This window comes from Streptomyces sp. NPDC047000 (assembly GCF_040644295.1).
Lineage (GTDB): Bacteria > Actinomycetota > Actinomycetes > Streptomycetales > Streptomycetaceae > Streptomyces.
Genome location: NZ_JBEYWE010000018.1, coordinates 132,050 through 156,130 on the forward strand (window position 1 = coordinate 132,050; position 24,081 = coordinate 156,130).

At 74.1% G+C, this 24,081-nt stretch carries 22 protein-coding genes; 8 read left to right on the forward strand and 14 right to left on the reverse strand.

Translation table 11 applies throughout. From position 1 onward, the window contains the following. Positions 1 to 62: 62 nt before the first annotated feature. The 4 genes from ABZ862_RS25815 to ABZ862_RS25830 all read right to left on the reverse strand — a co-directional run bounded on the left by ABZ862_RS25815 (position 63) and on the right by ABZ862_RS25830 (position 2,723). Positions 63 to 788 (reverse strand): DUF4232 domain-containing protein, encoded by a 726-nt coding sequence (locus ABZ862_RS25815; protein ID WP_360962344.1) that lies wholly within the window; start codon positions 786 to 788, stop codon positions 63 to 65. Positions 789 to 1,009: 221 nt separating this feature from the next. Further along, positions 1,010 to 1,378 (reverse strand): metalloregulator ArsR/SmtB family transcription factor, encoded by a 369-nt coding sequence (locus ABZ862_RS25820; RefSeq protein ID WP_360962347.1) that lies wholly within the window; start codon positions 1,376 to 1,378, stop codon positions 1,010 to 1,012. Between the two features lie 208 nt (positions 1,379 to 1,586). Continuing rightward, positions 1,587 to 1,961 carry a hypothetical protein gene (locus tag ABZ862_RS25825; RefSeq protein WP_360962350.1) on the reverse strand — a complete coding sequence of 125 codons (375 nt, stop codon included), beginning with the start codon at positions 1,959 to 1,961 and terminating at the stop codon, positions 1,587 to 1,589. Between the two features lie 219 nt (positions 1,962 to 2,180). Further along, the gene (locus tag ABZ862_RS25830) at positions 2,181 to 2,723 is read right to left on the reverse strand and encodes a hypothetical protein (RefSeq protein WP_360962353.1); all 543 of its coding nucleotides are present in this window, start codon (positions 2,721 to 2,723) and stop codon (positions 2,181 to 2,183) included. Positions 2,724 to 2,949: 226 nt separating this feature from the next. Between ABZ862_RS25830 and ABZ862_RS25835 the strand changes: the two genes are divergently transcribed. The 6 genes from ABZ862_RS25835 to rpmG all read left to right on the forward strand — a co-directional run bounded on the left by ABZ862_RS25835 (position 2,950) and on the right by rpmG (position 8,000). Continuing rightward, positions 2,950 to 4,245, forward strand: coding sequence for a histidine kinase (locus tag ABZ862_RS25835; RefSeq protein WP_360962356.1), 1,296 nt, complete (start codon positions 2,950 to 2,952; stop codon positions 4,243 to 4,245). Next, positions 4,242 to 4,922: a response regulator transcription factor gene (locus ABZ862_RS25840; protein ID WP_360962359.1), complete on the forward strand. Its 681-nt coding sequence runs from the start codon at positions 4,242 to 4,244 to the stop codon at positions 4,920 to 4,922. Before ABZ862_RS25835 ends, ABZ862_RS25840 begins: the two co-directional genes overlap by 4 nt. A gap of 146 nt (positions 4,923 to 5,068) precedes the next feature. Further along, complete coding sequence (locus ABZ862_RS25845) at positions 5,069 to 5,770, forward strand: DUF998 domain-containing protein (protein ID WP_360962362.1); 702 nt, start codon at positions 5,069 to 5,071, stop codon at positions 5,768 to 5,770. 111 nt (positions 5,771 to 5,881) lie between these two features. Then, complete coding sequence (locus ABZ862_RS25850; protein WP_360962365.1) at positions 5,882 to 6,454, forward strand: TetR/AcrR family transcriptional regulator; 573 nt, start codon at positions 5,882 to 5,884, stop codon at positions 6,452 to 6,454. A gap of 57 nt (positions 6,455 to 6,511) precedes the next feature. After that, positions 6,512 to 7,720: a GDSL-type esterase/lipase family protein gene (locus ABZ862_RS25855; protein ID WP_360962368.1), complete on the forward strand. Its 1,209-nt coding sequence runs from the start codon at positions 6,512 to 6,514 to the stop codon at positions 7,718 to 7,720. A gap of 115 nt (positions 7,721 to 7,835) precedes the next feature. Next, positions 7,836 to 8,000 (forward strand): 50S ribosomal protein L33, encoded by a 165-nt coding sequence (gene rpmG, locus ABZ862_RS25860; protein ID WP_360962371.1) that lies wholly within the window; start codon positions 7,836 to 7,838, stop codon positions 7,998 to 8,000. 92 nt (positions 8,001 to 8,092) lie between these two features. Here the strand turns inward: rpmG and ABZ862_RS25865 are convergent, their stop codons facing one another. Continuing rightward, positions 8,093 to 9,586, reverse strand: coding sequence for a cytochrome P450 (locus tag ABZ862_RS25865; protein ID WP_360962374.1), 1,494 nt, complete (start codon positions 9,584 to 9,586; stop codon positions 8,093 to 8,095). A 138-nt stretch (positions 9,587 to 9,724) separates the two neighbouring features. Then, positions 9,725 to 10,102, reverse strand: a complete 378-nt coding sequence (locus tag ABZ862_RS25870; protein WP_360962377.1) for a WhiB family transcriptional regulator — start codon at positions 10,100 to 10,102, stop codon at positions 9,725 to 9,727. Between the two features lie 185 nt (positions 10,103 to 10,287). Between ABZ862_RS25870 and ABZ862_RS25875 the strand changes: the two genes are divergently transcribed. Continuing rightward, positions 10,288 to 10,647 (forward strand): DUF952 domain-containing protein, encoded by a 360-nt coding sequence (locus ABZ862_RS25875; RefSeq protein ID WP_360962380.1) that lies wholly within the window; start codon positions 10,288 to 10,290, stop codon positions 10,645 to 10,647. A 39-nt stretch (positions 10,648 to 10,686) separates the two neighbouring features. Here ABZ862_RS25875 and ABZ862_RS25880 read toward each other — a convergent pair whose 3' ends face one another. Next, a complete protein-coding gene (locus tag ABZ862_RS25880) occupies positions 10,687 to 11,742 on the reverse strand; it encodes a lysylphosphatidylglycerol synthase transmembrane domain-containing protein (protein ID WP_360962383.1) in 1,056 nt (351 codons plus the stop codon). A 378-nt stretch (positions 11,743 to 12,120) separates the two neighbouring features. Between ABZ862_RS25880 and ABZ862_RS25885 the strand changes: the two genes are divergently transcribed. Then, positions 12,121 to 13,146 (forward strand): glycoside hydrolase family 16 protein, encoded by a 1,026-nt coding sequence (locus tag ABZ862_RS25885; RefSeq protein ID WP_360962385.1) that lies wholly within the window; start codon positions 12,121 to 12,123, stop codon positions 13,144 to 13,146. 36 nt (positions 13,147 to 13,182) lie between these two features. On the opposite strand, the gene ABZ862_RS25890 is transcribed toward ABZ862_RS25885, so the two are convergent. The 7 genes from ABZ862_RS25890 to pstA all read right to left on the reverse strand — a co-directional run bounded on the left by ABZ862_RS25890 (position 13,183) and on the right by pstA (position 24,081). Then, positions 13,183 to 13,944 carry a polysaccharide deacetylase family protein gene (locus ABZ862_RS25890; RefSeq protein ID WP_360962388.1) on the reverse strand — a complete coding sequence of 254 codons (762 nt, stop codon included), beginning with the start codon at positions 13,942 to 13,944 and terminating at the stop codon, positions 13,183 to 13,185. A 196-nt stretch (positions 13,945 to 14,140) separates the two neighbouring features. Continuing rightward, a complete protein-coding gene (locus ABZ862_RS25895; RefSeq protein WP_360962469.1) occupies positions 14,141 to 14,863 on the reverse strand; it encodes a phosphate ABC transporter ATP-binding protein in 723 nt (240 codons plus the stop codon). A gap of 272 nt (positions 14,864 to 15,135) precedes the next feature. Next, entirely contained in the window at positions 15,136 to 16,044 is a 909-nt protein-coding gene (locus ABZ862_RS25900) for a sortase (protein WP_360962391.1), read from the reverse strand. 94 nt (positions 16,045 to 16,138) lie between these two features. Continuing rightward, positions 16,139 to 18,133, reverse strand: coding sequence for an Ig-like domain repeat protein (locus ABZ862_RS25905; protein ID WP_360962394.1), 1,995 nt, complete (start codon positions 18,131 to 18,133; stop codon positions 16,139 to 16,141). A 208-nt stretch (positions 18,134 to 18,341) separates the two neighbouring features. Further along, on the reverse strand, positions 18,342 to 21,005 hold the full coding sequence (locus ABZ862_RS25910) for a hypothetical protein (RefSeq protein WP_360962397.1): 2,664 nt from the start codon (positions 21,003 to 21,005) through the stop codon (positions 18,342 to 18,344). Beyond that, positions 21,002 to 22,756, reverse strand: a complete 1,755-nt coding sequence (locus ABZ862_RS25915) for a phosphate ABC transporter substrate-binding protein PstS (RefSeq protein WP_360962399.1) — start codon at positions 22,754 to 22,756, stop codon at positions 21,002 to 21,004. The genes ABZ862_RS25910 and ABZ862_RS25915 overlap by 4 nt, the downstream gene beginning before the upstream one ends. Further along, a complete protein-coding gene (gene pstA, locus ABZ862_RS25920; protein WP_360962402.1) occupies positions 22,756 to 24,081 on the reverse strand; it encodes a phosphate ABC transporter permease PstA in 1,326 nt (441 codons plus the stop codon). Before pstA ends, ABZ862_RS25915 begins: the two co-directional genes overlap by 1 nt.

Below are 24,081 nucleotides of genomic sequence, written 5' to 3' on the forward strand. Positions count from 1 at the left end.
CCACGCGGGCATGCTGCCGACGTTCAAGGAGGTCGTCGAGGAACTCTTCGTGCGGGGCCTGGTCAGGACGGCTCCGCCGCCGAGACCGCCGTGGCGGTCACCGTGTCGCCGCACTCGGCGAACACCCCGTCGTCCAGCGCCACCTGGTGCTGCCCGGCACCGGGCAGCCCGATCACGATCGTCGGGTACGACGACGGGGTCGCCCCCGACACGCAGTAGCCGTCGGCCTCGCCCTGCACCTGTACGAAGGTCAGCTTCACCCAGCCCGTGCCGCCCGGCGCCAGCGTCACCGGGGACGCCGGGCCGCTCGGGGTCACCGCCAGCGGGCGGTTCTTGCCGGGGGAGCCGTTCCCGGCGCCCGCCACGGTCGGACGGCCCTGGAGCACGCAGGGCTTGCCGGAGGTGTTGCGGAACCCGACGACGGCCGCCCCGGTCCCGGTGCCGTCGGGACGGACGGCGGCCTGCCGGGCGGACACCTTCAGGGCCGACGCCGCACAGCCGGCGGCCGACGCGCCCGGCGCGGTGGTCGCGGTCGCCGCGGAGGCGGTGCTCTTCCCCGGTCCGGACGGCGCCTTGGACACGGGGGCCGCGGGGGAGGCCTTGGCGGCGGGGGAGGAGGAGGCCGGAGCGGCGGTGCCCGGTGCCTTCGGCGCCGTGCCGGCCGTTTTGCCGGTGCCCTTGCCCGTCCCGGCGCCGTCCGCGGCCGGCTGGCACGCGGTGACCGCCAGCGCGGCCGTGACCACGGCCGTCGTCGCCACGGCCCGGCGGATGCCCTTGAGGTGCTGCATGAAATCCCCCGAATGTTCGGATCGCGCGGTTCCGGCAGGTTCGCCGCAACTCGGCGGGGGAGACACCGGGGAGGGCCGCCGGGTTTCCGCTGTGAGCCGGCTGTGACAGGCCGGTGACACGATCAGGGCCGGACCGGCACGCGGACACGTGCGCGGCCCGGCCCTGCCGGCGAGCCGGAACCGTGACCCCCGGCGCCGTCCACGGCCGGGGGCCGGACCCCTCACCCCCGGCCGGCGCCCTCGCGGGGCATGGCGACGGTGAGGTCGGCCTGGCGCAGTTCGGCGAGCAACTCGTGCTGGCCCACCAGCAGCTCGGTGAGGATACGGCGGGCCGCCCGCAGCAGTTCGGCCACATCGCCCCCGGCGAGCGCGTAACTCACCGTCGAGCCCTGCCGGATGGAGACCACGATCCCGGACCGGCGCAGCACGGCCAGCTGCTGCGAGAGGCTCGAGGGCTCGATCTCGATCTCGATGAGCAGATCCCGCACGGTGACGGGGCCGCCCTGCAGCAGCTCGAGAACCCTGATGCGCACCGGGTGTCCGAGCATGCGGAAGAACTCGGCCTTTGCCTGATAGAGGGGGATCTGCATGGTGAAACGCTCGCTCCCTGCCGCTTTCCTGGGGATGTGCTCCCGGCGGTGGTACGCCGGCTTGCGCGCGGGCCGCCAGGAACGGGTCCTGCGGCCCGATCCTGGCGGGTGCGGGCCCCGCACACCCGAGGGATGCGCTGATCTGGATGTCTCGACATGAAGAAATCTTCAATTCGAGGACGTGCGGAGACCCGGTGCGCGCTTGCGGCTAGACCTCGAGCTCGGACTCGATGCGCTTGAGCTGGTGCCGGGCCATGGCCAGGTTGGAACGGGCCCGGTCCAGGACGACGTACAGGAACAGCCCGTTGCCCGAGCGTCCCTGCACCAGCCGGATGAGGTGGTACTGGTTGCCGAGCGTGATCAGGATGTCCTCGATCGCGCCCTTCAGGCCGAGGTGCTCCATGGTGCGGACCTTGGCCCGGATCACGTCGGTGTTGCCCGCTGCGGCGACGCTGAGGTCCAGGTCCTTGCCGCCCCCCAGCGTCCCCAGGGCCATGCCGCTGGTGTAGTCGACCACGGCGGCGCCCAGCGCACCCTCGACCGCCGTCATCGTCTCCTTCAGGGACACTTCCACATTGGCCATGACGTCTGCTCCTGCTGCCACTTGGGCCGGCCGCTCCGGCCCAACTCGTGCCCCGAACCGTACGGAGCGGTCCGGCCGGGACGGCACCGTGCTTTGGGACTGGCACAAGGAGCTTCGAAGTACGACGGAACGCGCCGGTTTCCCGACCGGGTCTGAACGACTGCCGCCCTTACCCGACCGGGCGCCGCTGCGGCGTGCCCCGCCGGTCCCGCGGGGGTCTCAGTTCCACAGGGGCAGCGTCTCGACGGCCTGATAGCCGTCCGGCCTGCCGTCGGGGTAGTACAGCCGCATCCTGGTGAACTGCATCAGCGCCGGATGCCGCTTCCAGGTCTCGGCACGGTCCAGCCGCACGGTCACGCGATAGGCGTGGAACTTGCCGACCGCGCAGTACGGCTTGCAGTCGTTCACCCAGTTCACGCCCCGGCCGGTCGCCGAGTGCACTCCCCAGGACGACCAGTGCAGCGAGTCGAGGAGGCTGTTGCCGTCGCCGCAGGCGAGTATGAAGTCCTTGGGCTGCACCCGTGCGTGCCAGAAGCAGTCGACCAGGACGGGCCGTTGCACCGGCCGGCGGACGGCGCTCTGCCCGCCCGTCACCGCCGCGGTGGTGGTGGTCCGCGCCGCGGTCGCCTTCCGCGCCGCGGTCGCCTTCCGCGCCGCGGGGGCCGGGGCCGCGGGGGCCGCCGATGCCGCCGTCATGGCGGCGGTGAGCAGAGCGGCCACGCCGAGCGCGACCGCTGCCGTCGGTACCGTGCGTGTGGCCATGTCCGCTCCCGACCGCGTCGTTCTGCGACCGCGGTCCCCCGTCCGCCGTCTTTCGCTCCTTCGACGCTACGACCCCCGGGCGCGATGCACCACTCGCACCGCCCCGGGTCACCCGTGCCGGTCAGCCACGGGACACAGGTACGACACGAACCGCACCGGCGCCGAGGAATACACCGGTTCCCGGACAACGCCCCCGCGCGGTCACCCGCCCCTCTAGGGTGTACGCGTGTTCGGAAAGGTGTGGGCGGTGGTGTGCGGCGCGGCGGGGGAAGCGGCCGGGGAGCGGGTGATCCGCCCGGTGGCCGGATGGTGGCGGAGCCGTGGTGAGACGGCGCGGGACGGGGCACTCGCCCTGGCGCTGGCGGCGGTGGCCTTCCTGCCCGGGCTCGCCGCCAACGGGATACGGCTCGGCGAGCTGGCGGAGCGTCGACTCGACCTCTGGGGCGTGCTGCTGGGCCTGGCCCAGTGCCTGCCGCTGGTGCTGCGCCGGCGGTCACCGGTGCTGTGCCTCACGCTGATCGCCGCCGCCTTCGCGGCCGACCAGGCGCTCGGCTACCTGTCCTCCTTCGGCAGCGTCGGCCTGCTGCTCGCGCTGTACTCGGCCGGTGCCCACGCACCACGGCGCCGCAGGCCCGTGGCCGCCGTGGCGACCGTCGCGTACGCCGCCCTCGCCGCCGTACTGCACCGGCTCGGTTCGCCCGAGCGGGCCGTCGAGTTCGTGACCTTCTGGCTGGTGCTCGCCGCCTGCTGGACCGCGGGCGGCTGGATGCGCGCCCGGCGCCGACACGAGGAGGAACGGCGGCTGCACACCGCGCAGTTGGCGGTGGCCGAGGAACGCGCCCGGATCGCAAGGGAGTTGCACGACGTGGTCACCCACCACGTCACCGCCATGGTGGTGCAGTCCGACGCCGCGCGGTTCCTGCTGCCGACCGCGCCGGACCGGGTGGCCGACGGACTCACCGCCATCGGCTCCACCGGCCGCCGTGCCCTGGTGGAACTGCGTTTCCTGCTCGACGTGCTCGACACCGGCAAGGACGCCGGGACCACCGGGACCACCGGGGACGCCGCCGTCCGCACCCCGGGACGGATCGGCGATCTCGTGGCGGCCGCCCGGGCCGCGGGACAGCCCGTCGAGTTCGCGGAACGGGGCGATCCCCGCCCACTGCACGGCACGGTCGCCCTGGCCGCCTACCGGGTGGTCCAGGAGGCCCTGACCAACGCCGTGAAACACGCTCCCGGCCGCCCCGTCCGGGTGCGGCTGAGCCATGATCCGGAGGGGATCGAGATCGACGTGACCAACGAGGGCACCGCGCTCGTCGCCGCGGGCGCCCGGACCGGCGACGCCGGATCCGGCGAGGCACCCGCCGTCCTCCCGCCGTCCGTCCTTCCGCCGTCGGGCGGGCGCGGTCTCGCCGGACTGGGTGAGCGCGTCGCCGCGCTCGGCGGCGACCTGACCGCCGGACCCACCGGCGACGGCGGCTTCCGCGTCCGCACCCGGCTGCCGCTGCGGGATGTGCGGTGACGCCGCCGGTCAGGGTGCTGGTCTGCGACGACCAGGCGCTGGTGCGCGCGGGCTTCTCCGTCATCCTCGACGCGCAGCCCGACCTGACGGTCGTCGGCGAGGCGGGGGACGGCGAGGAGGCCGTGGCCCTCGCCCTCGCCCTGCGCCCCGACATCGTCGTGATGGACGTGCGCATGCCGCTGCTGGACGGCATCGAGGCCACCCGCCGGCTCGCCGGACCCGGCGTCGAGACACCGGCGAGGATCCTCGTCGTCACCACCTTCAACCTCGACGAGTACGTCTACGAGGCCCTGCGCGCCGGGGCGAGCGGCTTCCTCCTCAAGGACGCCGGACCCGCCGAACTGGTCGGCGCGGTCCGCACGGTGGCCGCCGGAGAGGCTCTGCTGGCGCCCGCCGTCACCCGCCGTCTGGTGGGCAGCTTCGCCGCCCGGCTGCGCCCGCCCGAGCAGCCGCCGCCCGGCCACCAGCGGCTCCGGTCCCTGTCCCCGCGGGAGACCGAGGTGCTCAGGCTGATCGCCGCGGGACTGTCCAACGCGGAGATCGCCGCCGCCATGGTGCTCAGCCCGGAGACCGTGAAGACGTACGTCTCCCGCATCCTCACCAAGCTCGACCTGCGGGACCGGGTCCAGGCGGTGGTCCTCGCCTACCGGTCGGGCCTGGCCGACGTCCACGGCTGACGCCCGCCGCCGTGTCCCCCGCGCGAGCTACACGGGAGTGTCCACCCGGAGGGGAATCGCCCCCCGCCCCGCGGCTCATAGCGTTCCGGTACGCACCGCGGCCCGGCAGGACGGGCCGCGTACCTACCCGGAAGGACCCCGTCATCGTGAGGGAACCTGTCGTCGCACCGGCCGCCGTGGACGTCTCACCGCGGGACACCGCCCGGGTACGGCGCTGGGCGGCCGCCGCCGTCGCGGCCAACGCCGCCTTCGTGTTCTTCTGGCTGCTCGCCGCCTCCTGGCAGGGACCGCGCTACAGCGTCACGGCGCACACCATCAGCGACATGTACGCCGAGACCGCGCCCGGCGGCGCCTTCCTCGCCGTGGTGATCACCCTGTGCGGCGCGGCGGTGCTGCTGTTCACCCGCTTCTCCGTGTGGCCCGCGCTGCGGGCGGCCGGCCGCCCCGCCCTCGTCGGCACGGTGCTGCTGGCCACCTCGATCTACGGCCTCGGTGACCTGCTCAGCCTCTTCGAGCGCGAGGCCTGCCGGCAGGCCGACCCGGGCTGCACCGCCTCCGACCAGCTCGCCAACGCGGGTGGCGCACTGGACGCCACCCTGAGCCCCCTCGGCGTCCTGTCGCTGGTCGCCGCCGGGTTCTTCCTCGCCGCCGCCATGAAGAAGCTCCCGGCCTGGCAGGACCTCGCCGCCCCCACCCGCAGGGCCGCCTACGTCCTGCTCGGCCTGCTCGCCCTGAACGCCGTCTTCGGCGGCAGCGGGATCGGCGGGCTGTGCGAGCGCCTGCTGGCCGTCGCGGGCGCCGCCGCCCTCAGCCTCCTCGCGATCGAGGTACGCCGCCGCACCAGGTGAGCGACGCCGCCCCGCCGGCACGAGCCCTCCTCCCGCACTGCCCGACGATCCGCACTTGCCTATAGACTTTAGGCAAGTGCATAATCGACTGAGGCAGAAAGGAGGAGGGCTGTGGCACGTGCGGGACTCACCGCGCAGCGGCTGGTCGCCGCCGGTGCGGACCTCGCCGACGAGGCCGGCTTCGAGCAGGTCACCCTCTCGGCGCTGGCCAGGCAGTTCGACGTCAAGGTGGCCAGCCTCTACTCCCACCTCAAAAGCTCCCAGGACCTGCGGACCGGCATCGCCCTGCTGGCCCTGCGGGAACTCGCCGACCGCGCGGGGGACGCCCTCGCCGGCCGGTCCGGGAAGGACGCCCTCGCCGCCCTCGCGGACGTCTACCGCGACTACGCCCGCGACCATCCCGGCCGCTACACCGCCGCCCGGCTGCCCCTCGACCCCGAGACCGCCGCCGCCAGCGCGGGCGTACGGCTCGCCCGGATGACCCGGGCCGTGCTGCGCGGCTACGACCTCGGGGAACCCGACCAGACCCACGCCGTACGGCTCCTCGGCAGCGTCTTCCACGGCTACGTCAGCCTGGAACTCGCCGGCGGGTTCAGCCACAGCGCCCCCGGCAGCGCCGAGACCTGGCCGCGGATCGTCGACGCCCTCGACGCCCTGCTGCGCAACTGGCCCCCGCCCGCCTGACCGGTGCCCCCGCGGCCACCCCCACCGCCCCCGACCGCACCCACAACGGAACCGCACATGCACACCGACCCCACACCCGAGGACCACCGGACCACCCGGCTCCTCGCCACCCCGGTCACCGCCGGCCTGCTGCGCGGCGCGCTCGAGGTCGAACACACCCCGCAGGGCGTGCTCCCGCACCGGCTGCCCGCCCGGGCCCGCGCCCAGTGCGCCGACGCCCAGCTCGCCATGGCCGAGTCCCAGCCCTCCGGCGTACGGCTGGTGTTCCGCACCCGCGCCACCACCGTGGAACTGGACGCGCTGCGCACCAAGCGGGACTACGTGGGCGCCCCGCCCCGCCCGGACGGGGTGTACGAACTGCTGGTCGACGGCCGTCCCGCGGCCCGCGCCACCGCGACCGGCGGCAACGTGCTCACCATCGACATGGTCAAGGGCACCGCCGACAGCAGGCAGGGCCCGCCCGGCACCCTGCGCTTCACCGGGCTGCCCGCCGGACCGAAGACCGTCGAGATCTGGCTCCCGCACAACGAGACCACCCACCTCGTCGCCCTGCGCACCGACGCCCCGGTCGAACCCGCCCCCGACCACGGCCGCCGGGTGTGGCTGCACCACGGCAGCTCCATCAGCCACGGCTCCGACGCCGCGGGCCCCACCTCGATCTGGCCCGCCCGTGCCGCGCTGCTCGGCGGCGTCGAACTGATCAACCTCGGCCTCGGCGGCAGCGCCCTGCTCGATCCGTTCACCGCCCGCGCGATGCGGGACACACCCGCCGACCTCATCAGTGTGAAGATCGGCATCAACCTGGTCAACGCCGACGCCATGCGGCTGCGCGCCTTCGGCCCCGCCGTCCACGGCTTCCTCGACACCCTGCGGGACGGCCACCCCGACGTCCCGCTGCTGGTCGTCTCGCCCATCCTGTGCCCCATGCACGAGGACACCCCGGGCCCCAGCGCACCCGACCTCGGGGGTCTCGGCGAGGGACGGCTCGGCTTCGTGGCGATGGGCGACCCGGCCGAACGCGCCCTGGGCAAGCTGACCCTGAACGTCATCCGCGACGAACTGGCCCGCATCGTAGAGCAGCGCTCCGCCGAGGACCCGAACCTCCACCACCTCGACGGCCGTGAGCTCTACGGCCCCGCCGACGGGGACGGGCTGCCGCTGCCGGACGGGCTGCACCCGGACGCGGCCACCCACCGGCTCATGGGGGAACGCTTCGCCGCGCTCGCCTTCACCGCCCCCGGCCCGTTCGCCGACCGGACCGCCTGACGGCGGGAACGTGAGGCGGGAATGCGCCGGGGGAGCAGACCGTTGGGAGAGGCGTGATGACATGCGCGGATCAAGAAACCCGGGGTCCGCGCGATGTGATCGAAGAGAGGAAGACATGGCACGCAGCACCACGCGTCCCGTCGTCCGGCTGAGGTCGACCGCCGGGACCGGCACCGCTTACGTCACCCGCAAGAACCGTCTCACCCACCCCGACCGGCTCGTCCTGCGCAAGTACGACCCGGCAGCCGGCCGGCACGTCCTGTTCCGCGAGGAACGCTGAACGGCGCGCGGCAGCGCCGAGGGCCGACGGGAGCGGGCAAGGGCCGACGCCGGCGGGAGGGGGCGGACGCCGCCCCCTCCCGCCGATCCCGATCAGTCGCCCATCCCGATCAGTCCGGCCAGGTAGCGCCACAGCGACGACCGCCGCTGCCCGGTCCGGTCCGCGGCGGCGGTCGCACCGTCGCCGGGGTCCTGCGCCGGCTCGGGCGCCGCCGTCTCCGGCGCCCCGGCCGTCTCGGCGGTACCGTCCGCCGCCGTATCCGTGTCCGTGTCCCCGGGCTCCGCCGTCCCCGGCGCCGCGCCCCCGGTGGCCGCGGCGAGCTCGTACCGCACCGGCAGGGACCGCAGACCCCGCATGAACGGTGAGGAGCGCCAAGGCAGTTGGTCCACCGGCAGGGCCAGATCGAGGTGGGCGAAGCGTTCGAAGACGCGGCTCACGCCCACCATGGCGATCGTGGACGCCAGTTCCTTCGCCGGGCACTGGCGCGGGCCCGCGCCCCACGACAGGTGCGCACGGCTGCTGATGGTGGAGTCCGGCGTCATCTGGTCGGCGAACACCGGGTCGGCGTGGGCGGCGGCGGACGACACCCACACCGGATCGCCCGCGCGGATCGTGTAGGCGCCGAGCCGGGTGTCCTCGGCGGCGAACCGCGGGACGAAGTTGACCAGCGGCGGTTTGCGCATCACCACCCGGTTCATGGTCTCCCGCACCATCCCGGCGGACAGCACGGCCCGCACCCCGCCCTCCGTCTCGCCGGAGATCACCTCCACGACGGTGTTGGAGATGAGGATCCCGACGTGATCGGAGGTCATGCCGAGCAGCATGAACAGTTCGCGGGCCAGTTCGCCGGCCGTGAGGTCCGGGTGCGCGGCCAGCAGCGCGGAGGGGAAGTCGTCGCCCGGCCGGCGCATCTTGGCCACCGCCAGCGCGCCGAGCGTGTCCAGCAGCCGGGCCAGCGCGGGCTCGGCGTCGGGGCCCGCGTCGAGGACGCGCCACATGTCCATCAGCGCGTCGTCGCCCTGCGATCCGGGGAAGCCGAGCAGATGGCTGGCGGCCATCAGCGGCAGCGGCCGGGAGAACTGCGCCGACAGATCGGCGAGTCCGGTGGGGCCGCCCCGGGAGAGCAGGGTGATCAGCTCGTCGGCGTACTCGGTGACGGCCGCCTTGAGCCGCTTGGCCTCGGGGCGGCGGGGGTCCTGGAACGGGCGCAGCGCCGCGTCCCACGCGGTGCGCAGCCTGCGGTAGCCCGAACCGCCCTGGATCAGGATGTGGTTGACGTCGAGCGACGGGGCGAGCGGCCAGTCGGCGGGCACCCGGCCCTCGTTGCGGGCCTTCCAGTTCTCCAGTCCCTTGGGCCAGCCGGCGTCGTCCTGGAGCACCTCGAGGGACTCGCGGTAGCCGAGAACCAGCCAGGCCGGGACCCCGAGCAGATCGACGGGGGCGACCGGCCCGTGCCGCTCGCGCAACTGCTCGTACACCAGGGCCGGTCGCACCTCGTAGTCCCGGGTGAGCAGGGGCTGCGGGGCCAGTTCCTCCAGCCGTACGCCGTCCAGGTCCGACCCTTCGCCGACCAGGTGCGATTCCATTGTTGTGCAGCCCTCCGACACTCCCCGCGACGACCCGTTCACCGATGGGCGGCCGCGAACCGGAGCAGACCCTACCCCAGGAACACCGCTCTTCCCAGGCCGGGTACCGGTGGGTAGCAAGAATACTCCCTGTCGGCGTCAACCCTCTTTCCGGCGGATCGAGTTGGCGGCCGAGAGAGGGCGGCCCGCGCGGCCCGGACGTATCGCCGGCCCGCCGTCCGGACGGGCGGTACGGGGGGTGACCGGCGACGGGGCGAGCAGCTCCCGGCGGTCGTTCTCGGTCATCCCGCCCCACACGCCGTAGTCCTCGTGTCCCGCCAGGGCGAACGCGGCGCAGGGCTCCCGCACCGGGCAGCCGGCGCAGATCGCCAGCGCCCGCTCCTCCCGGTCCCGCCGGGATCTGCCCCGCTCGCCCTGCGGGGAGTAGAAGTACGAGCTGCCCGCACCGCGGCAGGCGGCGTGCCGCTGCCACTCCCAGAGTGTCGTGATGGGCCGGAACCGTTCTTGTGGCTTCATGCTGGGCCACCCCCGCGTCGCGCCGTCGCAGAAAGGATTCCTCAGACAGTACGCGGCTACCGGCCGGTTGGGGTCGTTTTGGGGAGATCCGGCCTCTTCCCGAACCGGCCCTCAACCGCCCGAACCGGTGTGCGGACGGTCCGGTGGGGACCCCCGCCCCGGCGGCGGTGCGGTTCAATCGGGCCATGATCTATCACGTGGTCACCCAGGACGCCTGGCACGCCGACCCCGACCGTCCCTACGCCCCCGCCTCCCTCGCCCAGGAGGGCTTCGTGCACTGCTCGCCCGACGAGCGGACCACGCTCGCCGTGGCCGACGCCTTCTACCGGACGGCACCGAGACCGCTGCTCGTCCTGCTCGTCGACGAGAGCCGGCTCACCGCCCGCTGCGTCTGGGAGCCCGCGGACCCCGCACCGCCGCCGGGCGTGCCGGAGGGCACCCTGTTCCCGCACGTCCACGGCCCCCTCGACCGGGCCGCCGTGACCGGGCTGGCCGAGGTCCGGTGGGACGGGGAGGGCCGGGCGGCGGGTCTGACCGCGCTGTAGACCGGCCGGGCCCGGGAGCCCGCGGTCCTCCCGCGGCCCTCACAGCATCCGCCGGTGGACCATCGCCGAGAGCACCAGCGCCCCCGGGACCAGCGGCACCCACACCGTCAGCACCCGGTAGGCCACGACGGTGGCGGTGCCGAGGGCGACCGGGGTGCCGTAGGCGGCGGACAGGGTGAGGACCAGTGCCGCGTCGACGGGCCCGATCCCGCCCGGCGCCGGTACCGCCCCGGTGGCGGTGCTCGCGACGAGGAAGGCGAACACCACCTGGGCCCAGGACAGTCCGAGACCGAGGGCCGCCCCGGCCGAGGCGATCACACTGGCCTGGAGCACCGGGGTCGCCGCCGCCCCGCCCCACAGGGCGAGCACCCGGGCGGGCCGGGTGTGCAGCGTGCGCGCGTCGTGGAGGGCGGTGCGCAGGAACGCCAGCAGCCTGCGCCGCAGCGGCCGTACCGCCGCGAACAGCACCGCGGCCGTGGCGGGCGCGATCGCGGCGCCCGCCACGGTGAGGAACAGTGCCTGTCCGCCGGGCAGCAGTTCACGCAGCCGCAGCATGCCGGGGAACAGGACGAGGAACACCACCAGGACAGCCGTCTTGGCGACCGGCTTGACCAGCGAGTACAGCGCGATCGAGGCGCTGGCGCGGGCCAGCGGGACGCCCTGCCGCTGGAGGAAGCGCAGGGTGACGGCGTGGGCGCCGATGCTCGCCGGGAGCAGATGGTTGGCGGTGCCCGCGGCGAACTGCGACGCGAGCAGCGGCCCCGGCGGCAGCCGTTCCACGACGGCGCCCTGCCGTACGCACGCCGCCGCCACCCAGCCCAGACAGGTGCACACCACCGCGGACAGCAGCCACCAGGGATCGGCCGCGGGTATCCGGGCCGCGTTGTCGCGCAGCGAGCGGGAGTCGGTCACCGCCCACGCCGTGATCAGCAGCAGCGGCAGCAGGACCAGACCGTGGCGGGCCGGCCCCGCCGACCGGGCGAGGAGCGGCGGGCGGGGGAGACGGACCGGCCCGCGGGGGCCTTCGGCGGGGGAGGGTTCACGCGCGGGGACCGCGTGCCCGTCGGAGGGGTCTTCGAGCGGCAGCAGGGACACGGCGCACGGCATCCTTCCGCGTCACGCGCCCGGCGGGTACCGGGGGCGAAACGGATCCAGGACGGGCCAGAGGGGGACAACCAGAATCTCCCCGGCCGCCGTGACCGCCAAGTGTCCGGAAACCGAAGAATCGCGGGCGGCCCCGCATCGGACGCCGGTGAACGCCGCTACGGCGTACGACGGTACGGCCGTACGGCAGGACGACCGTCCCGGGTGCGAACTCCGGTCACGGGGATGGTGCCCGCGGGGCCGCGCCGCAAGGATGTGGCACGAGCACGGCGAGCAGCAGCACAGGCACGGACGCGAACGCGCCGCACCGGGCGCGGGCACGAAGGACGACGACGCCGGTGTCCCCCGGGCGGTCGAGGGAGTCTTCCGATGGGCTTGCACGCAGCGCCGCACCACCCGCGCCACGCCGGTCCGCCCCGCCCCACGGGTCCGCCCCGCCGCGCCGAGCGCCCCCGCCGTACCGGCCGCGCCCGCCCCGCCGACCACCACCGGCACGCGGCACGGTCCCGCCGGACCCGCCGTACCCTCCTGGTGGCCCTCGGCCTGCTTCTCGTGGCCGCCTTCCTCGGCATCCCGCGTGCCGACGGCGCCCCGGTAGCGGCCGACGCCTGCCGCGGCGGCCCGGTGACCGAACTGCCGCACGGCGACTGCGGGCCCTTCTGGCAGGTGCTCGCGGAGGACTTCGACGGTGATCGCGTGCCGTCGGGCTCGTTCAGCGACTGCGACCACCACGCCGACACCTCCGCCGCCTACTGCGGCGGACTGAGCGGTGCGTACCGCGACAACTGGTGGGCCTACCCGACGGGCTGGCCCGACACGGCGGCCGGCCGGGGCCGGGCCGTCACCGGCGTCTACCACCCCGAGGACACCGTGAGCGTCGGCCCGGCCGCCGACGGCGACGGACGCATGTACATCCGGATGTGGCGCCCGCGGGACGGCGGGCCCGTGCACTCCGCCGCCGTCGTACCACGCGCCGCCATGCAGATGACGTACGGCAAGTTCACCGCCCGTATCAAGGTCACCGAACCCGCCCCCGGTTACAAGTCGGCCTGGCTGCACTACGGCGGCGGCTGCGAGACGGACTTCCCCGAGGGCGAGTGGACCGGCACCCTCAGCGCCTTCCACCATCCCTGCGGGGGCGGTGAGCAGGGGTACTTCGCGGGCGCCGCCGACTGGACGCACTGGCACACCGTCTCCACCGAGTGGACGCCGGGCCGGGTCCGCTTCTACGTCGACGGGCGGCTGATCGGACAGGACACCCGGGGCGTGGCGGACCGGCCGCTGTCCTGGGTGCTGCAGAACGAGAGCGCCCTGGAGGGCCCGGGCGCCGCTCCCGGCAGCAGTGCCCGGCTCGACATCACCTGGGTCGCGGCGTACGCCTACGGCTGGAAGTGACGTACGCCCCGATGTCCGGGCCGGGAACGGAGCCGGTCAGCGCACCGGGAACCCGAAGGTGTAGCCCTGCTGCTTCAGCCACGGCAGGACCTCGCGCAGCGCGGCCGCCGTCTGCGAGCGGTCGCCGCCCGCGTCGTGGAACAGGATCGTCGGGCCGTTGGCGACCTCCCGCTCGACGGTGGCGACGATGGCCGCCGTTCCCGGCCGCTCGAAGTCCTTGGAGTCGACGTTCCAGCCCAGCGGCCGCATCCCGTGCGACGCCGCGAGCCCCCGGCTGTACGGCGTGAACGCGCCGCCGGGGGCACGGTAGTACAGGGGACGGACGCCCCCGGACGCCTTGATGATCATCTGTTCGGCGTCCAGGATCTCCTTCTTCTGGTAGCTCTCGGGCTTCTTGTCCATCGTGGTGTCGTGCGACACACTGTGGTCGCACAGCCGGTGCCCGGCCGCCACGACGGCCTTCACCAGATCGGGATGCGCCTCGGCCTGGACGCCCGTCATGCAGAACGTGGCCTTGACCCCGTTCTCCTTGAGGATCTCCAGCATCTGCGGGGTCCAGGTGGGGTCCGGGCCGTCGTCGACGGTGATGTTGACGCCGTGGGCGCCGGCGTCCGAGGCGTGGGCTATCTCCACCGACACCGGCTTCACCGCCGGGGTGCGGGCCTTCTTGCCGGCACCGTCCTCGACGGGCCCCGCCTGCGCGACCCACACCGAGGCCGCCGCGGCCACCGCCGTCACCCCGACCGCCGCCGCGATCACCCGGCCGTACCAGCCCCGCCCGCCGCCGTGCCCTGACATGTTGCCCCGATCCTGATGGTGTCGATCAATCCCCCGCACCTGGGAGGACGACACAACTCACCGTTCGGATCCCGCTGTTACGGACCAAAAACAATTCGAGGGGAATCCGGCGCCAGGGCCTGCCGGGCCATGCGCGCACGGCGGCCGGTACCGGCGGGCAGGGCCGGTCGGGCCCGCGGCGTGAGGGGGCGGCGGATCAGCCGAAGCGGCCCGCGACATAGTCCGCGGTCCGCCGGTCCCGGGGCGAGTGGAACACGTCGTCCGTCGGCCCGTGCTCGACGATGCCGCCCGGGGTGCCCTGTTCGGCGAGGAAGAAGGCGCACCGGTCGGAGACACGGGCCGCCTGCTGCATGTTGTGCGTGACGATCACGATGGTGACCTCGCCCGCGAGTTCGTGGACGGTCTCCTCGACCCGGCGGGTGGACGTCGGGTCGAGCGCCGAGCACGGCTCGTCCATCAGCAGCACCCGGGGCCGTACGGCGAGCGCGCGGGCGATGCACAGGCGCTGCTGCTGGCCGCCGGAGAGGGCACCGCCCGGCTTGCGCAGCCGGTCGCGGACCTCCTTCCACAGCCCGGCCCGCGTCAGCGACTCCTCGACCAGCTCGTCCTTCGCGCGGCGGTTCGCCCGGGTCCCGGTGAGCCTGAGGCCCGCCACCACGTTGTCGTAGATCGACATGGCGGGGAACGGGTTCGGCTTCTGGAAGACCATGCCGATGCTGCGGCGGGCGTCGGTCAGGCGGCGCTCGGGGGCGTAGACGTCCTGGCCGTCGAGGCGCACCTCGCCGCCGAAGGCCGCGCCCGGGATCAGCTCGTGCATCCGGTTGAGGGTGCGCAGGAAGGTCGACTTCCCGCAGCCGGACGGGCCGATCAGGGCCGTCACCCGGCCCGCCGGCATGGTGAGCGACACCTGGCTGAGCACCTGGTGGCTGCCGAACCAGGCGGAGACGGCGAGCGCCTCGAGGGCGGCGGGAGCGGTGGGCGGGACGTCGGCGAGGGGGAGTACGGCGGTGTCGGTCACGGTGGGTTCCTCGGGCTGCGCGGCGGGATCGGGCGGCGGGGCCGGCGGGGATCGGGCGCCGGGTACGGCGGGAGTTCGGTGGGCTTCGTGGGCTGCGGCGGGGCTGCGGTGGGAGTCCGGTGGGGCTCCGTCGGGGGTCGGGTCGGCTCGCGGGACGGGTGAGCCGGCCCGGGTCAGAGCAGGTTGGGCAGCAGTTCGGTGGCTCCGGTGGCGACCTGGAGGCCGAGCACCGCGACGACGGGCGCGAAGACGAGCCACGTCTGGTGCCGCCCCCAGCGGTGCCACGTCCACACCGCGGCGACGGCCGCCGCCAGCAGCGCCTGGAGCCACATCACCAGCGGCCACGGCACCCCGGACGGCCGGGCCAGCGGCTCCTCCGCGTCGGGCAGCGTGCCCGGCCGGATGACCGCCGCCGGGGTCTGGAACGGCGCGGACACCAGCTCGGCGTCCACCCGCAGCACCCCCGCCGGCATGAAACGCGGCCCGGTCGCGGTGACCAGGACGACCCGGCCGCTGCCCGCCGCGAGCGCCGCCGGTGCCGGGTCCCCGGCGCGGCGCACGTCGGCCACCCGGTAACGTGCCCTGCCCTGACCGGTGGTCACGGTGAACGTGTCGCCCTCGGCGAGCCGGGCGAGCCCCCCGAACGGGCCGCCGTAGGCCGCCGCGCGGCCCATCAGCACACTGGTCCCGGTCTGGCCGGGCATCGGGGTGTCCCTGCGGTGTCCGGGACCGCCGGTCAGCACGGCGGAGTCGGTGCCCTCCAGCACGACCTGGCTCATCCCCAGCTTCGGCACCTCGATCAGGGCGACCGGGGAGCCGGGCGCGAGCAGGCTGCCGTCGAGGCCGGTCTGCGCCACCGGGGCGGTGCCCAGGGCGAGTCGGTTGCGCAGCTCGTCGTAGGCGCTGTGCTGGGCGTTGTGTTCCTGGATGCCGCTGACCAGCAGCAGCTGGGCGGTGACGCCGAGCAGCAGCGCGGCGAGGCTGAGCAGCGCGCCGCGGGCGAGGTGGCGGACGGCGGTGACGCCGTGGACCCGGGCGCGGGGCACGGCCGGGGCGAGCGGGGCAGGTGCGACGGCGGTCACGGCGGCGCGCCTCCTCAACTGGACTGGTTCTGGACGGTGGCGGGAGTGGGGCCGGGGAGACCGCGGCGGCTCGCGGTCTCCCCGGCCGGGCGGGTCAGGTGGACCTGATGACGAAGTCGGCGCCGGTCTTCGCGTTCACCGTCGACGAACCCGTGTACGTGGCGTGCAGCGTGTGCTTGCCCTTGGCGAGCTTCGGCAGGGTGACCGTCACCTTGCCGCCGCTGAGCGTGCCGGTCGCGAGGACCTTGGAGCCCTCGTGGATCCGCACGGTGCCGGTCGGGGTGGTGCCCGTCGCGGTCACCTTGGTGGTCACCTTGGCGCGGGCCGTGTGACTGACCGAGGCGGGCGCGGAGACGCTCACGGACGCCGTCGCCTTGGTGACCTTCAGGGAGAGGGCCGCCGAGGACGAGTACAGCCCGGACGTGCCCGCGTAGGACACCGTCAGGGTGTGCGTGGCGACCTTGAGGTGGCTGGACAGGCTCACGGTGACCTTGCCGGAGCTGTCCAGGGTGCCGGTGCCGAGGACGGTGGAGCCCTCCTTCACCGTGACCTTGCCGGTCGGGGCCACACCGTGCGAACCGGCCACGGTGACCGCGATCTTCGGGGCCTTGCCGTACGCGGTGGTCGCGGTGGTGGCCTTGGTGGTGCTGGTGTACTTGACGGCGCCGGTCCAGCCGGCGGGCGCGCCGGTGCCGTTGAGGTTGGCGGCGGCGACCGTGGCGCTGTAGCTGCCGGTGGCCAGGCCGGTGAGGGTGACGGAGGTGGTGGACGCCGGGACGTCCTTGACGGCGGCGACGGCGCCGGCCGACGTGGTCAGCGTGATCCGGTAGTCGGTGACCGGCAGGCCCGGGGCCGCCGGGGCGGTCCAGGACAGCTTCACGCTCGCGTCGCCGGCGGTGGCCTTGAGCGCCGGGGCGGCGGGCGTCGACAGGTCGATGCCGGACTCCTCCAGGCCGCCCAGTTTGGCGTGCTTGGCCACGCTGACCGAGCCGTTGTACGGCTCGTTCACGAAGCCGAAGTCGGCGATGACCTTCTCGGCGCTGTCGGAGGCCAGCTGGGCGCTGTGGCTGCCGGAGGTGACGAAGACGTCGTAGAGGTCCTTGTCGAAGAAGACACCGGTCGGGTCGATGGCCCGGCTCGGTACGACGTTGTAGACGTCGCGGCCGAAGGTGGAGTTCTCGTAGTAGGCGTTGACCGGGGCGATCCTGCCGTTGACGGTGGTGACCGGGCTGGTGGCGCCGGAGTCGCCGGGCAGCGTCACCGCGGCCAGGTGACCGCCGGCCGCCGCCGCGTCCTTGCTGTAGTCCGGTGCGACACCGTTGATCTGGGCGATCCAGCTGCCCACGGAGAACGGCGCCAGGGCGCCGTCCTCGGTGAGGGCGGCGTCGGCCTGGTTCTCCTGGACCGTCGGGACGGCCGGGGACAGGGTGGAGTCGGTCAGGCCGATCGCGGAGAGGAAGAACTTCCGGGTGCCGGAGCCGCTCTGCGGGATCTTCGGGTGCAGGGTCTGGCCGTTCAGCACGGTCAGGGTGCCGGAGTAGATGTCGTGCAGCTGGTCCACCGACAGGTCGCCGAGCGCGGCGCCCTTGACCGCGATGCCGACGGCGTCCCGGGCGAACGGGATGTACGTCAGGGCGGTGCCGGAGGTGCTGGGACCCGAGGAGGAGCGGGCGAAGTCGACCTGGCCCTTGATGGTGACACCGGAGCTGTCCGGGTACTTGTCCCCGGTCAGGGCCTCGCTCAGCGCGAGCCGGCCCTTGCCGGAGCCGTTGGGGCGCAGGAAGGACGGGCCGCCGGAGCGGGTCGTGATGTTCGAGCCGGCGGAGCCGGTGCCGGGCTCGATCGCGTCGTAGGAGGCGATCCCGGCACCGTTCGCCGACTTCACGGCGGACGCGGTGTAGCTCTTGCCGTTGACGTCGTCCCCGGCCAGGGCGTTGAGGACGTCCTGGGTGGTGTCGGAGCCCGTGCCGACGAGCTGGCGGAAGGTCCCTGCGGGGGTGGGGTCGGCGTAGGCCGGGCTCGACAGAGCCAGGCCGCCGGCCACCACGGCGGCGGCGACGAGCGCCGCCGAGGAGCGCGTGCTGCGCATCGGGTGTCTCCTGAGAGTAGTGCGAGGCGGGGAACAGGGGCCTGAGACAGGGGCCCGGGACGGGTCTCCGGGACAGGGGCTGACCCGGAGACCCGACACAGGATCTGCACCAGGGATCTGGCAGGGTGGAACCGGCCGTCCGCCCCGACTGCCTTTCGGGGCGGGCGGTCGTCTGTGGGGGAGCGCCGCGGGGCGCTCCGGTCCGCGGCTAGGGCAGTCGCCTGCGCAGCCGCTCCGGGACGGACAGCGCGGGCAGCACGGTGACGGTGCGTCCGCCCGGCAGGGGCACCCGCAGCGGGAGCCGCAGCCGGCCGCCGCCCGCGAAGGGCGCGCCCACCCCGGCCAGCGCGCCGAGCGCGGCACCGGCCGGGACGGCGTAGCGCAGCGGGTTCGCCGGGTCGGCGGGCGTGGTCCCGGCCGCCGTGGTCTGTACGGCGGTGCCGCCGTCGTACGACACCTTCGGGGCGGGCGAGCCGGAGGCCCCGGCGCCGGTCGCCGCGCCGCCGGAGGTGCCGCCCGTACCGGTGCCGCCGGACCCTGTCCCGCCGCCGGCGGTGCCGCTGCCGCCGCCGGTCGTGCCGCCGCTGCCGGTGCCGCCCGTGGCGCCTCCGCTGCCGGACCCGGTCGCGGGACCGGTGTAGTGCAGCAGCGCGTTCGCGGCCCGCGCGGTGCGCTCGCGCAGCGAGGCGGACAGCGGGGCGTACCCGGCCGGAAGGCGACCCGGGTCCGCGCCGCTGACCTGCCCGGCGCCGGCCGCGTAGGTCAGCAGTGCCGCGTAGTCCTTGCGGGCGTCCGCCTTCAGCGCGCCGGGGCGCACCGCCGCGTAGACCAGCTGGGCGAGCGGATAGGCCGACTTGGCCGCGGCGCCCGCCGGGGTGATCTCGGCGAGGTCCTTGCCCGCGGCGCTCTGCGCGGCCGCCGTCAGAGCGGCCGCGGTCGGTGCGGTGAACGAGCCCGCCGCGTTGCGGAGTCTGGCCGTCTGGAGCCCGTAGCGTGCCGCGGAGGCCGCGTCGGTGACGGTGACGACGAACCGGGAGCCGACCGTCTGGGGACCGGTGCTCTTGTAGGCGGGCGGGTTGGCGAGCGCGTCCCAGCTCGACTTCCACAGGGTGTCCGCGCGGCGGGTGTGCAGGGCGCCGGAGTGCAGGTTCTCGACGTACGGGTGGAAGTCCGTCATGCACTGCTTCGCCTCGGCGGGCGCGTCGGTGCCGGGCGGCACCGTGCACCACGGGTCGCTCTTCGGGTAGTCGTCGACGGTGTCCGGCGCGAAGGCGAAGCCGCTCGGGTTCAGATCGGCGGTGGTGCCGTAGTACGGGTTGACCCGCATGCCCCAGTCGTCGGGGACCCCGGCGAGGAACTGCCGGGCGGCCTTGTCCGACACGATCCACTGCCACAGGGCGCGGGCGCTGTCGGTGTGCCCCAGCGAGGTGAGCAGATCGGTGTCGGTGGCGGGTGTCTCGGCGACCGAGAGGTACGCGAACTCCGGGTTCAGGGAGATGAATTCGGGGTCGCTCGCCAGGCCCGCCGGATTGTTCCGCGCCCAGCCGTACCCCGTGGCCGTCTTGTCGCCGACGACCGCGCCCCAGGGGGAGTTGCGGTACGACTCGGTGAGCAGCTTGGCCACCAGCCGCGGGGTGAGGTCGATCGACTCGACCTTCGTCCCGGCCCGGGCCCGGACGTCGTCCGGCGCCCCGGCCTTGGGTCTGCGCTCGATGGTGAAGCCGATGACCGTGCCGGACAGTGCGACCGGCGCGTACGTCGTGGTGCCGGACGGCGCCGTCGTACCGGCGTCTGCGCCCAGCGCCCGGGTGGTGAACGCCAGCCCGGCGGAGCCGTCGGAGGTCAGCCGGGCGCGGGTGTCGGGCTCGCCGAGCTCCGTGTAGCCGTAGACCTTCCCGGCCGGGCACAGCGCCGCCTGCCAGCTGGTCATCGCGTCGGCCGCGAGCTCGCTGCCCGTCGTGGCGCGCTCCTTCGCGCCGAGCGCGCAGTTGGCGCCGACGGAGTTGAACTGCAGCGGGACCGCTATGCGGTTGCGCCAGTTGGTGGAGGACACCGGCGAACCGGCGTTGACCTGGCTGTGGTCGGCGTACGGGGTGCCGTCCAGGTCGAGGCGGCCCTGCGGGACGATCACCAGCCAGCAGGAGCGCGGCCTCGTCACGCCGTTCCTGGTCACCGGCAGGCCGCAGCCCAGGTGCGGGGCCTCGTTGGCGGTCTGCACCTCGAAGTACTCCCGGCCGGTGCCGTCGGCGCCGGTGCGGGCGAAGTCGACCTCGTTGGTGGTGTTGCGGTTGAAGAAGGCGTTGTTCTGGGTGCCGGTGGTGATCGTCGTGCCGTCGACCGCCTTGAACGGCACCTCGGCCGGGGCGTTGGGGTCGGCGGCGCCGTAGCGGTCGTCCTGGCCGTAGTCGGCGGGGTCGGCGCTGTAGAAGACCTGCCGGGTGTCGTCCTGGCCGTTGCCGGGCCAGTTGCCGCGGTCGGTGGTCGGGGAGGCGCCGTACTGGCACTGGGTGCGCGGCGGGCCGGGATTGGACGGGACGGTGCCGTCGTCGTCGCCCCAGCACTGCATGATCTGCACGAAGTCCGTGTCGAACAGCGTGCCGGCGAAGGTGGTCGCGGTGCCGCCGGTCCAGGACACCGTGACCGCCTGACTGGTGAGGCGGGTGGTCTGGCCGACCGTGAACCGCATGTCCTTGAACTCGCCGCGCCCGGAGACGGTCACCGCGGAGCCGGTGGCGCCGGTCGCGGCGGTCGCGGAGGGAGCCGCCTGGGCCACGGCGAGCCCGGCGAGGGCGCCGACGGCGGCGCCGGCGACGAGCCGGACCAGGGCGCGGCGGATCCGGGCGCGGTACGACCGCGTGCGCAGTGAGATCACCGGGAACTCCCTTCCGGGTCACGGTCGTCGGGCCGCCCGTCGGGTCCGGCGCCGGAGCGGGAGCCGACCAGCCTCGACACCGCCGAGGGCAGCAGCAGCAGCGCCAGGACCAGGAATCCGGCGAGCAGCATCAGTGTCTGGGTGGCGGTCCAGCCGTGCCGTCCGGCCACCGCGACCGGCTGGGCGAGGGCCACGGTGCCGTCGGCCGCCGCCGCAGCGGCGCCGCCCGTGCCGCCCGACCCGGCCGCGCCGCCCGGCGCGATGGTCTGCCCGGTGTCGGGATCGACGGACGGCTGTGCGCTGCCGCCGCCCGTGCCGCCGGACCCGGCCGCGTCGCCGCCCGTGGCGCCGCCGGTCCCCGTGCCGCCCCCGGTCGAGGCGCCGGCAGCGCCCGTACCGCCGGAACCGGAACCGGACCCGGAGCCCCCCGAACCCCCGCTCCCGCTGCCCGCCTTGGCGCCCCCGCTGCCCGACGTGCAGGGCGCGGCGCCCTTCTTGTCGCAGGCCGCCGGATAGGGCGCCGTCTGGGCCAGCTTGTTGGCGCCGGACGTGCTGAACGTCGGGTTGTTGCAGCCCTTGATGTTGATGTTCTGCGCCGCGACGCCCGGGATCCGGCGGATCTGGTCGAAGCCCGCCTTCACCAGGTTGATCGGCAGCGGTGAGTAGCCCAGCTGCGGCGCCTGCTGCTGGCCCTGGCACATGAAGTAGTAGGAGAACGCGCCCAGCGTCTTGCCCTTGGCCGCGGTGAAGGTGCCCTGCACCTTCAGCGGCAGGATCATGTACGAGTAGCTGGACAGCGGGTAGTTGCGCCGGTCGCTGTCGGCGTAGACGCCGTCGAGCTGCTGGGTGAGGTAGTCGGCGGACGACCTGTCGGTGTCGATCCTCGCCTTGAGCAGCGAGACCGCGACGTTCTGCGGGGTCGGTTCGGTGTAGTAGCCCGCGTGGTTGAGGACCTTGGCGACCGGGAAGTGCGCGTTGAGCGCGTACGAGTAGTTGACGTAACCGATCGCGCCCTCGCCGTAGTTCTGCGCGACGTAGCCCGCCACCCCGAGGTCGCCGGACTGGGCGATCATGCCGGACACCGTCGGGTAGTACGAGGTCTGCCCGCACGCCCCCGAGCGGCCGACCTTCCCGCAGTAGGCCTGCCACAGCGCCTTGTGCTGGTTGGCCATCCACAGCGTGAACTGGGCCGTGGAGCCCGAGCCGTCGGAGCGCACCACCGGCACGATGGTCCGGTGCGGCAGCTGGAGACCGGGGTTGTCCGCCTTGATCACCGGATCGTCCCAGGTCTTGACGACCCCGGTGAAGATCTTCGTGACGACGTCGCCGGACAGCCGCAGATTGGTGACCCGCTTGCCGCCCACCGTCAGGTGGTACATGAACACGGTGCCGCCGGCCACGATCGGCATGTAGGCGTACGAGCCCGCGCCGGGCCGCTCGGCCGCGGAACCGTCGGTCGGATGCGTCTGGAACGGGATGTCCGAGACCGCGAAGTCCACGGTGCCGCTGAGGAACTGGCGCCGGCCGTCGGAGGAGCCGGTACCGGCGTACGAGATCCGCATGCCGTACTGGTTCACGGCGCGCCGCCACTCGTCCACGGCGTTCTCCGCCCAGGTCGAGCCGGCTCCCGCGATGGGTGTGTAGCTCTCGGCGGCGGCCGGCGTGGCCGGCGGGCCGCTGAACACGCACAGCAGCGCGCCCAGGATCCCGAGGGCCCGCAGGCGGCGCGGGCGGGTGAGGTGGCTGGGCATCAGTCGGTCTCTCCGGGGGTCGGTGCGGTGGACTCGGGGGAGGCGTCGGCGGGCTCGGGGAAGGCACCGGCCGTCTCGGGGGCGGCGCCGGCGGGGTACAGCCGTTTGTCGAAGCGGTCGCCGAACAACGACAGCCCGGGGGAGTGGAGTTCGGCGAAGCGCCGGACGTCGCGCTGCGAGGCGCGGGCGGCCCGGCGGGCCTGCCTGCGGCTCTGGTGCCCGGGACCGCGACCGCCGATGACCCGGGCGATCACGAACAGCACCAGCACCAGCGCCATCAGTACCGCCGCCGCGCCGAACCCGCGCGCGATCATCGTGGGCTCGGGCGACTTGACGAAGTTGAAGACGGTCAGCGGCAGCGACACCATCGGCCCGTTCAGCGGGTCGGCGTTGAGCGCGGCCGTGAAGCCCGCGGTGAGCAGCACCGGAGAGGTCTCGCCGATACCGCGCGCGGTGCCCAGGATCACGGCGGTGGCCAGGCCCGAGCGGGCCGTCGGCAGCACCACGTGCCACACCGTCCGCCAGCGCGGCGCGCCGAGCGCCTCCGCGGCCTCGGTGAGCGTGCCCGGCACCAGCCGCAGCACCACGTCCGCCGCCCGGATCACGATGGGCAGCATCATCACGCTGATCGCGAAGCCCGCCGCGAGCCCCGACTTCTGCATCCCGAGGCCGAGGATCCAGACGGCGTACACCATCAGACCGGCGACGATCGACGGCAGCGCGGTCATCGCCTCGACGACGGTGCGCACGAACCGGGAGAACCGGCCGGGGATCTGGTCGAGGTACACCGCGCAGGCCAGCCCCAGCGGCACGGTGATCACCAGTGCGATGACGATCATCGTCAGGGTGCCGGTCATGGCGTGCGCGACACCGCCGTGGGACAGCGGGTCCAGCGGGCCCGCGGCCTGCATGTCCTGGGTGAAGAAGTTCAGGTGCGGCAGCGCCTCGCGGCCCCGCCACGCCGTGAACCCGACGACCATGGCCAGCGCCGAGAACAGCAGTCCGGCCGCCGTCCACAGCACGGCGGTCATCACCCGGTCCCGTACCGCCTGGCCGTTCTCCTCCAGGCCGGTCAGCACCGCGTAGAGCACCAGGAAGACCAGGTACGCGGTCACGGCGAAGCCCAGCGCCCCGGTGAACGGGGCCAGCCGGCCGAAGAGCAGCACGGTCACACACAGCGCGGACAGGGCGGCGCCCAGCAGGGACAGCACCCCGGAGCGGGTGGGCCCGCCGATCCGCCGGGGTACGTCCGGCGGCCGGGGAGCCGGTGCGGCGGCGCCCGGCGCGATGCCCGGGGAGCCCTGGAATTCCTCGACGACGGTCAT

Excerpts from the sequence above, each read along its gene's own strand:
- ABZ862_RS25815 (WP_360962344.1), bottom strand. The coding sequence starts at position 788 with ATGCAGCACCTCAAGGGCATCCGCCGGGCCGTGGCGACGACGGCCGTG.
- ABZ862_RS25820 (WP_360962347.1), bottom strand. The coding sequence starts at position 1,378 with ATGCAGATCCCCCTCTATCAGGCAAAGGCCGAGTTCTTCCGCATGCTC.
- ABZ862_RS25825 (WP_360962350.1), bottom strand. The coding sequence starts at position 1,961 with ATGGCCAATGTGGAAGTGTCCCTGAAGGAGACGATGACGGCGGTCGAG.
- ABZ862_RS25830 (WP_360962353.1), bottom strand. The coding sequence starts at position 2,723 with ATGGCCACACGCACGGTACCGACGGCAGCGGTCGCGCTCGGCGTGGCC.
- ABZ862_RS25855 (WP_360962368.1), top strand. The coding sequence starts at position 6,512 with ATGCACACCGACCCCACACCCGAGGACCACCGGACCACCCGGCTCCTC.
- rpmG (WP_360962371.1), top strand. The coding sequence starts at position 7,836 with ATGGCACGCAGCACCACGCGTCCCGTCGTCCGGCTGAGGTCGACCGCC.
- ABZ862_RS25865 (WP_360962374.1), bottom strand. The coding sequence starts at position 9,586 with ATGGAATCGCACCTGGTCGGCGAAGGGTCGGACCTGGACGGCGTACGG.
- ABZ862_RS25870 (WP_360962377.1), bottom strand. The coding sequence starts at position 10,102 with ATGAAGCCACAAGAACGGTTCCGGCCCATCACGACACTCTGGGAGTGG.
- ABZ862_RS25875 (WP_360962380.1), top strand. The coding sequence starts at position 10,288 with ATGATCTATCACGTGGTCACCCAGGACGCCTGGCACGCCGACCCCGAC.
- ABZ862_RS25885 (WP_360962385.1), top strand. The coding sequence starts at position 12,121 with ATGGGCTTGCACGCAGCGCCGCACCACCCGCGCCACGCCGGTCCGCCC.
- ABZ862_RS25890 (WP_360962388.1), bottom strand. The coding sequence starts at position 13,944 with ATGTCAGGGCACGGCGGCGGGCGGGGCTGGTACGGCCGGGTGATCGCG.
- ABZ862_RS25905 (WP_360962394.1), bottom strand. The coding sequence starts at position 18,133 with ATGCGCAGCACGCGCTCCTCGGCGGCGCTCGTCGCCGCCGCCGTGGTG.
- ABZ862_RS25915 (WP_360962399.1), bottom strand. The coding sequence starts at position 22,756 with ATGCCCAGCCACCTCACCCGCCCGCGCCGCCTGCGGGCCCTCGGGATC.
- pstA (WP_360962402.1), bottom strand. The coding sequence starts at position 24,081 with ATGACCGTCGTCGAGGAATTCCAGGGCTCCCCGGGCATCGCGCCGGGC.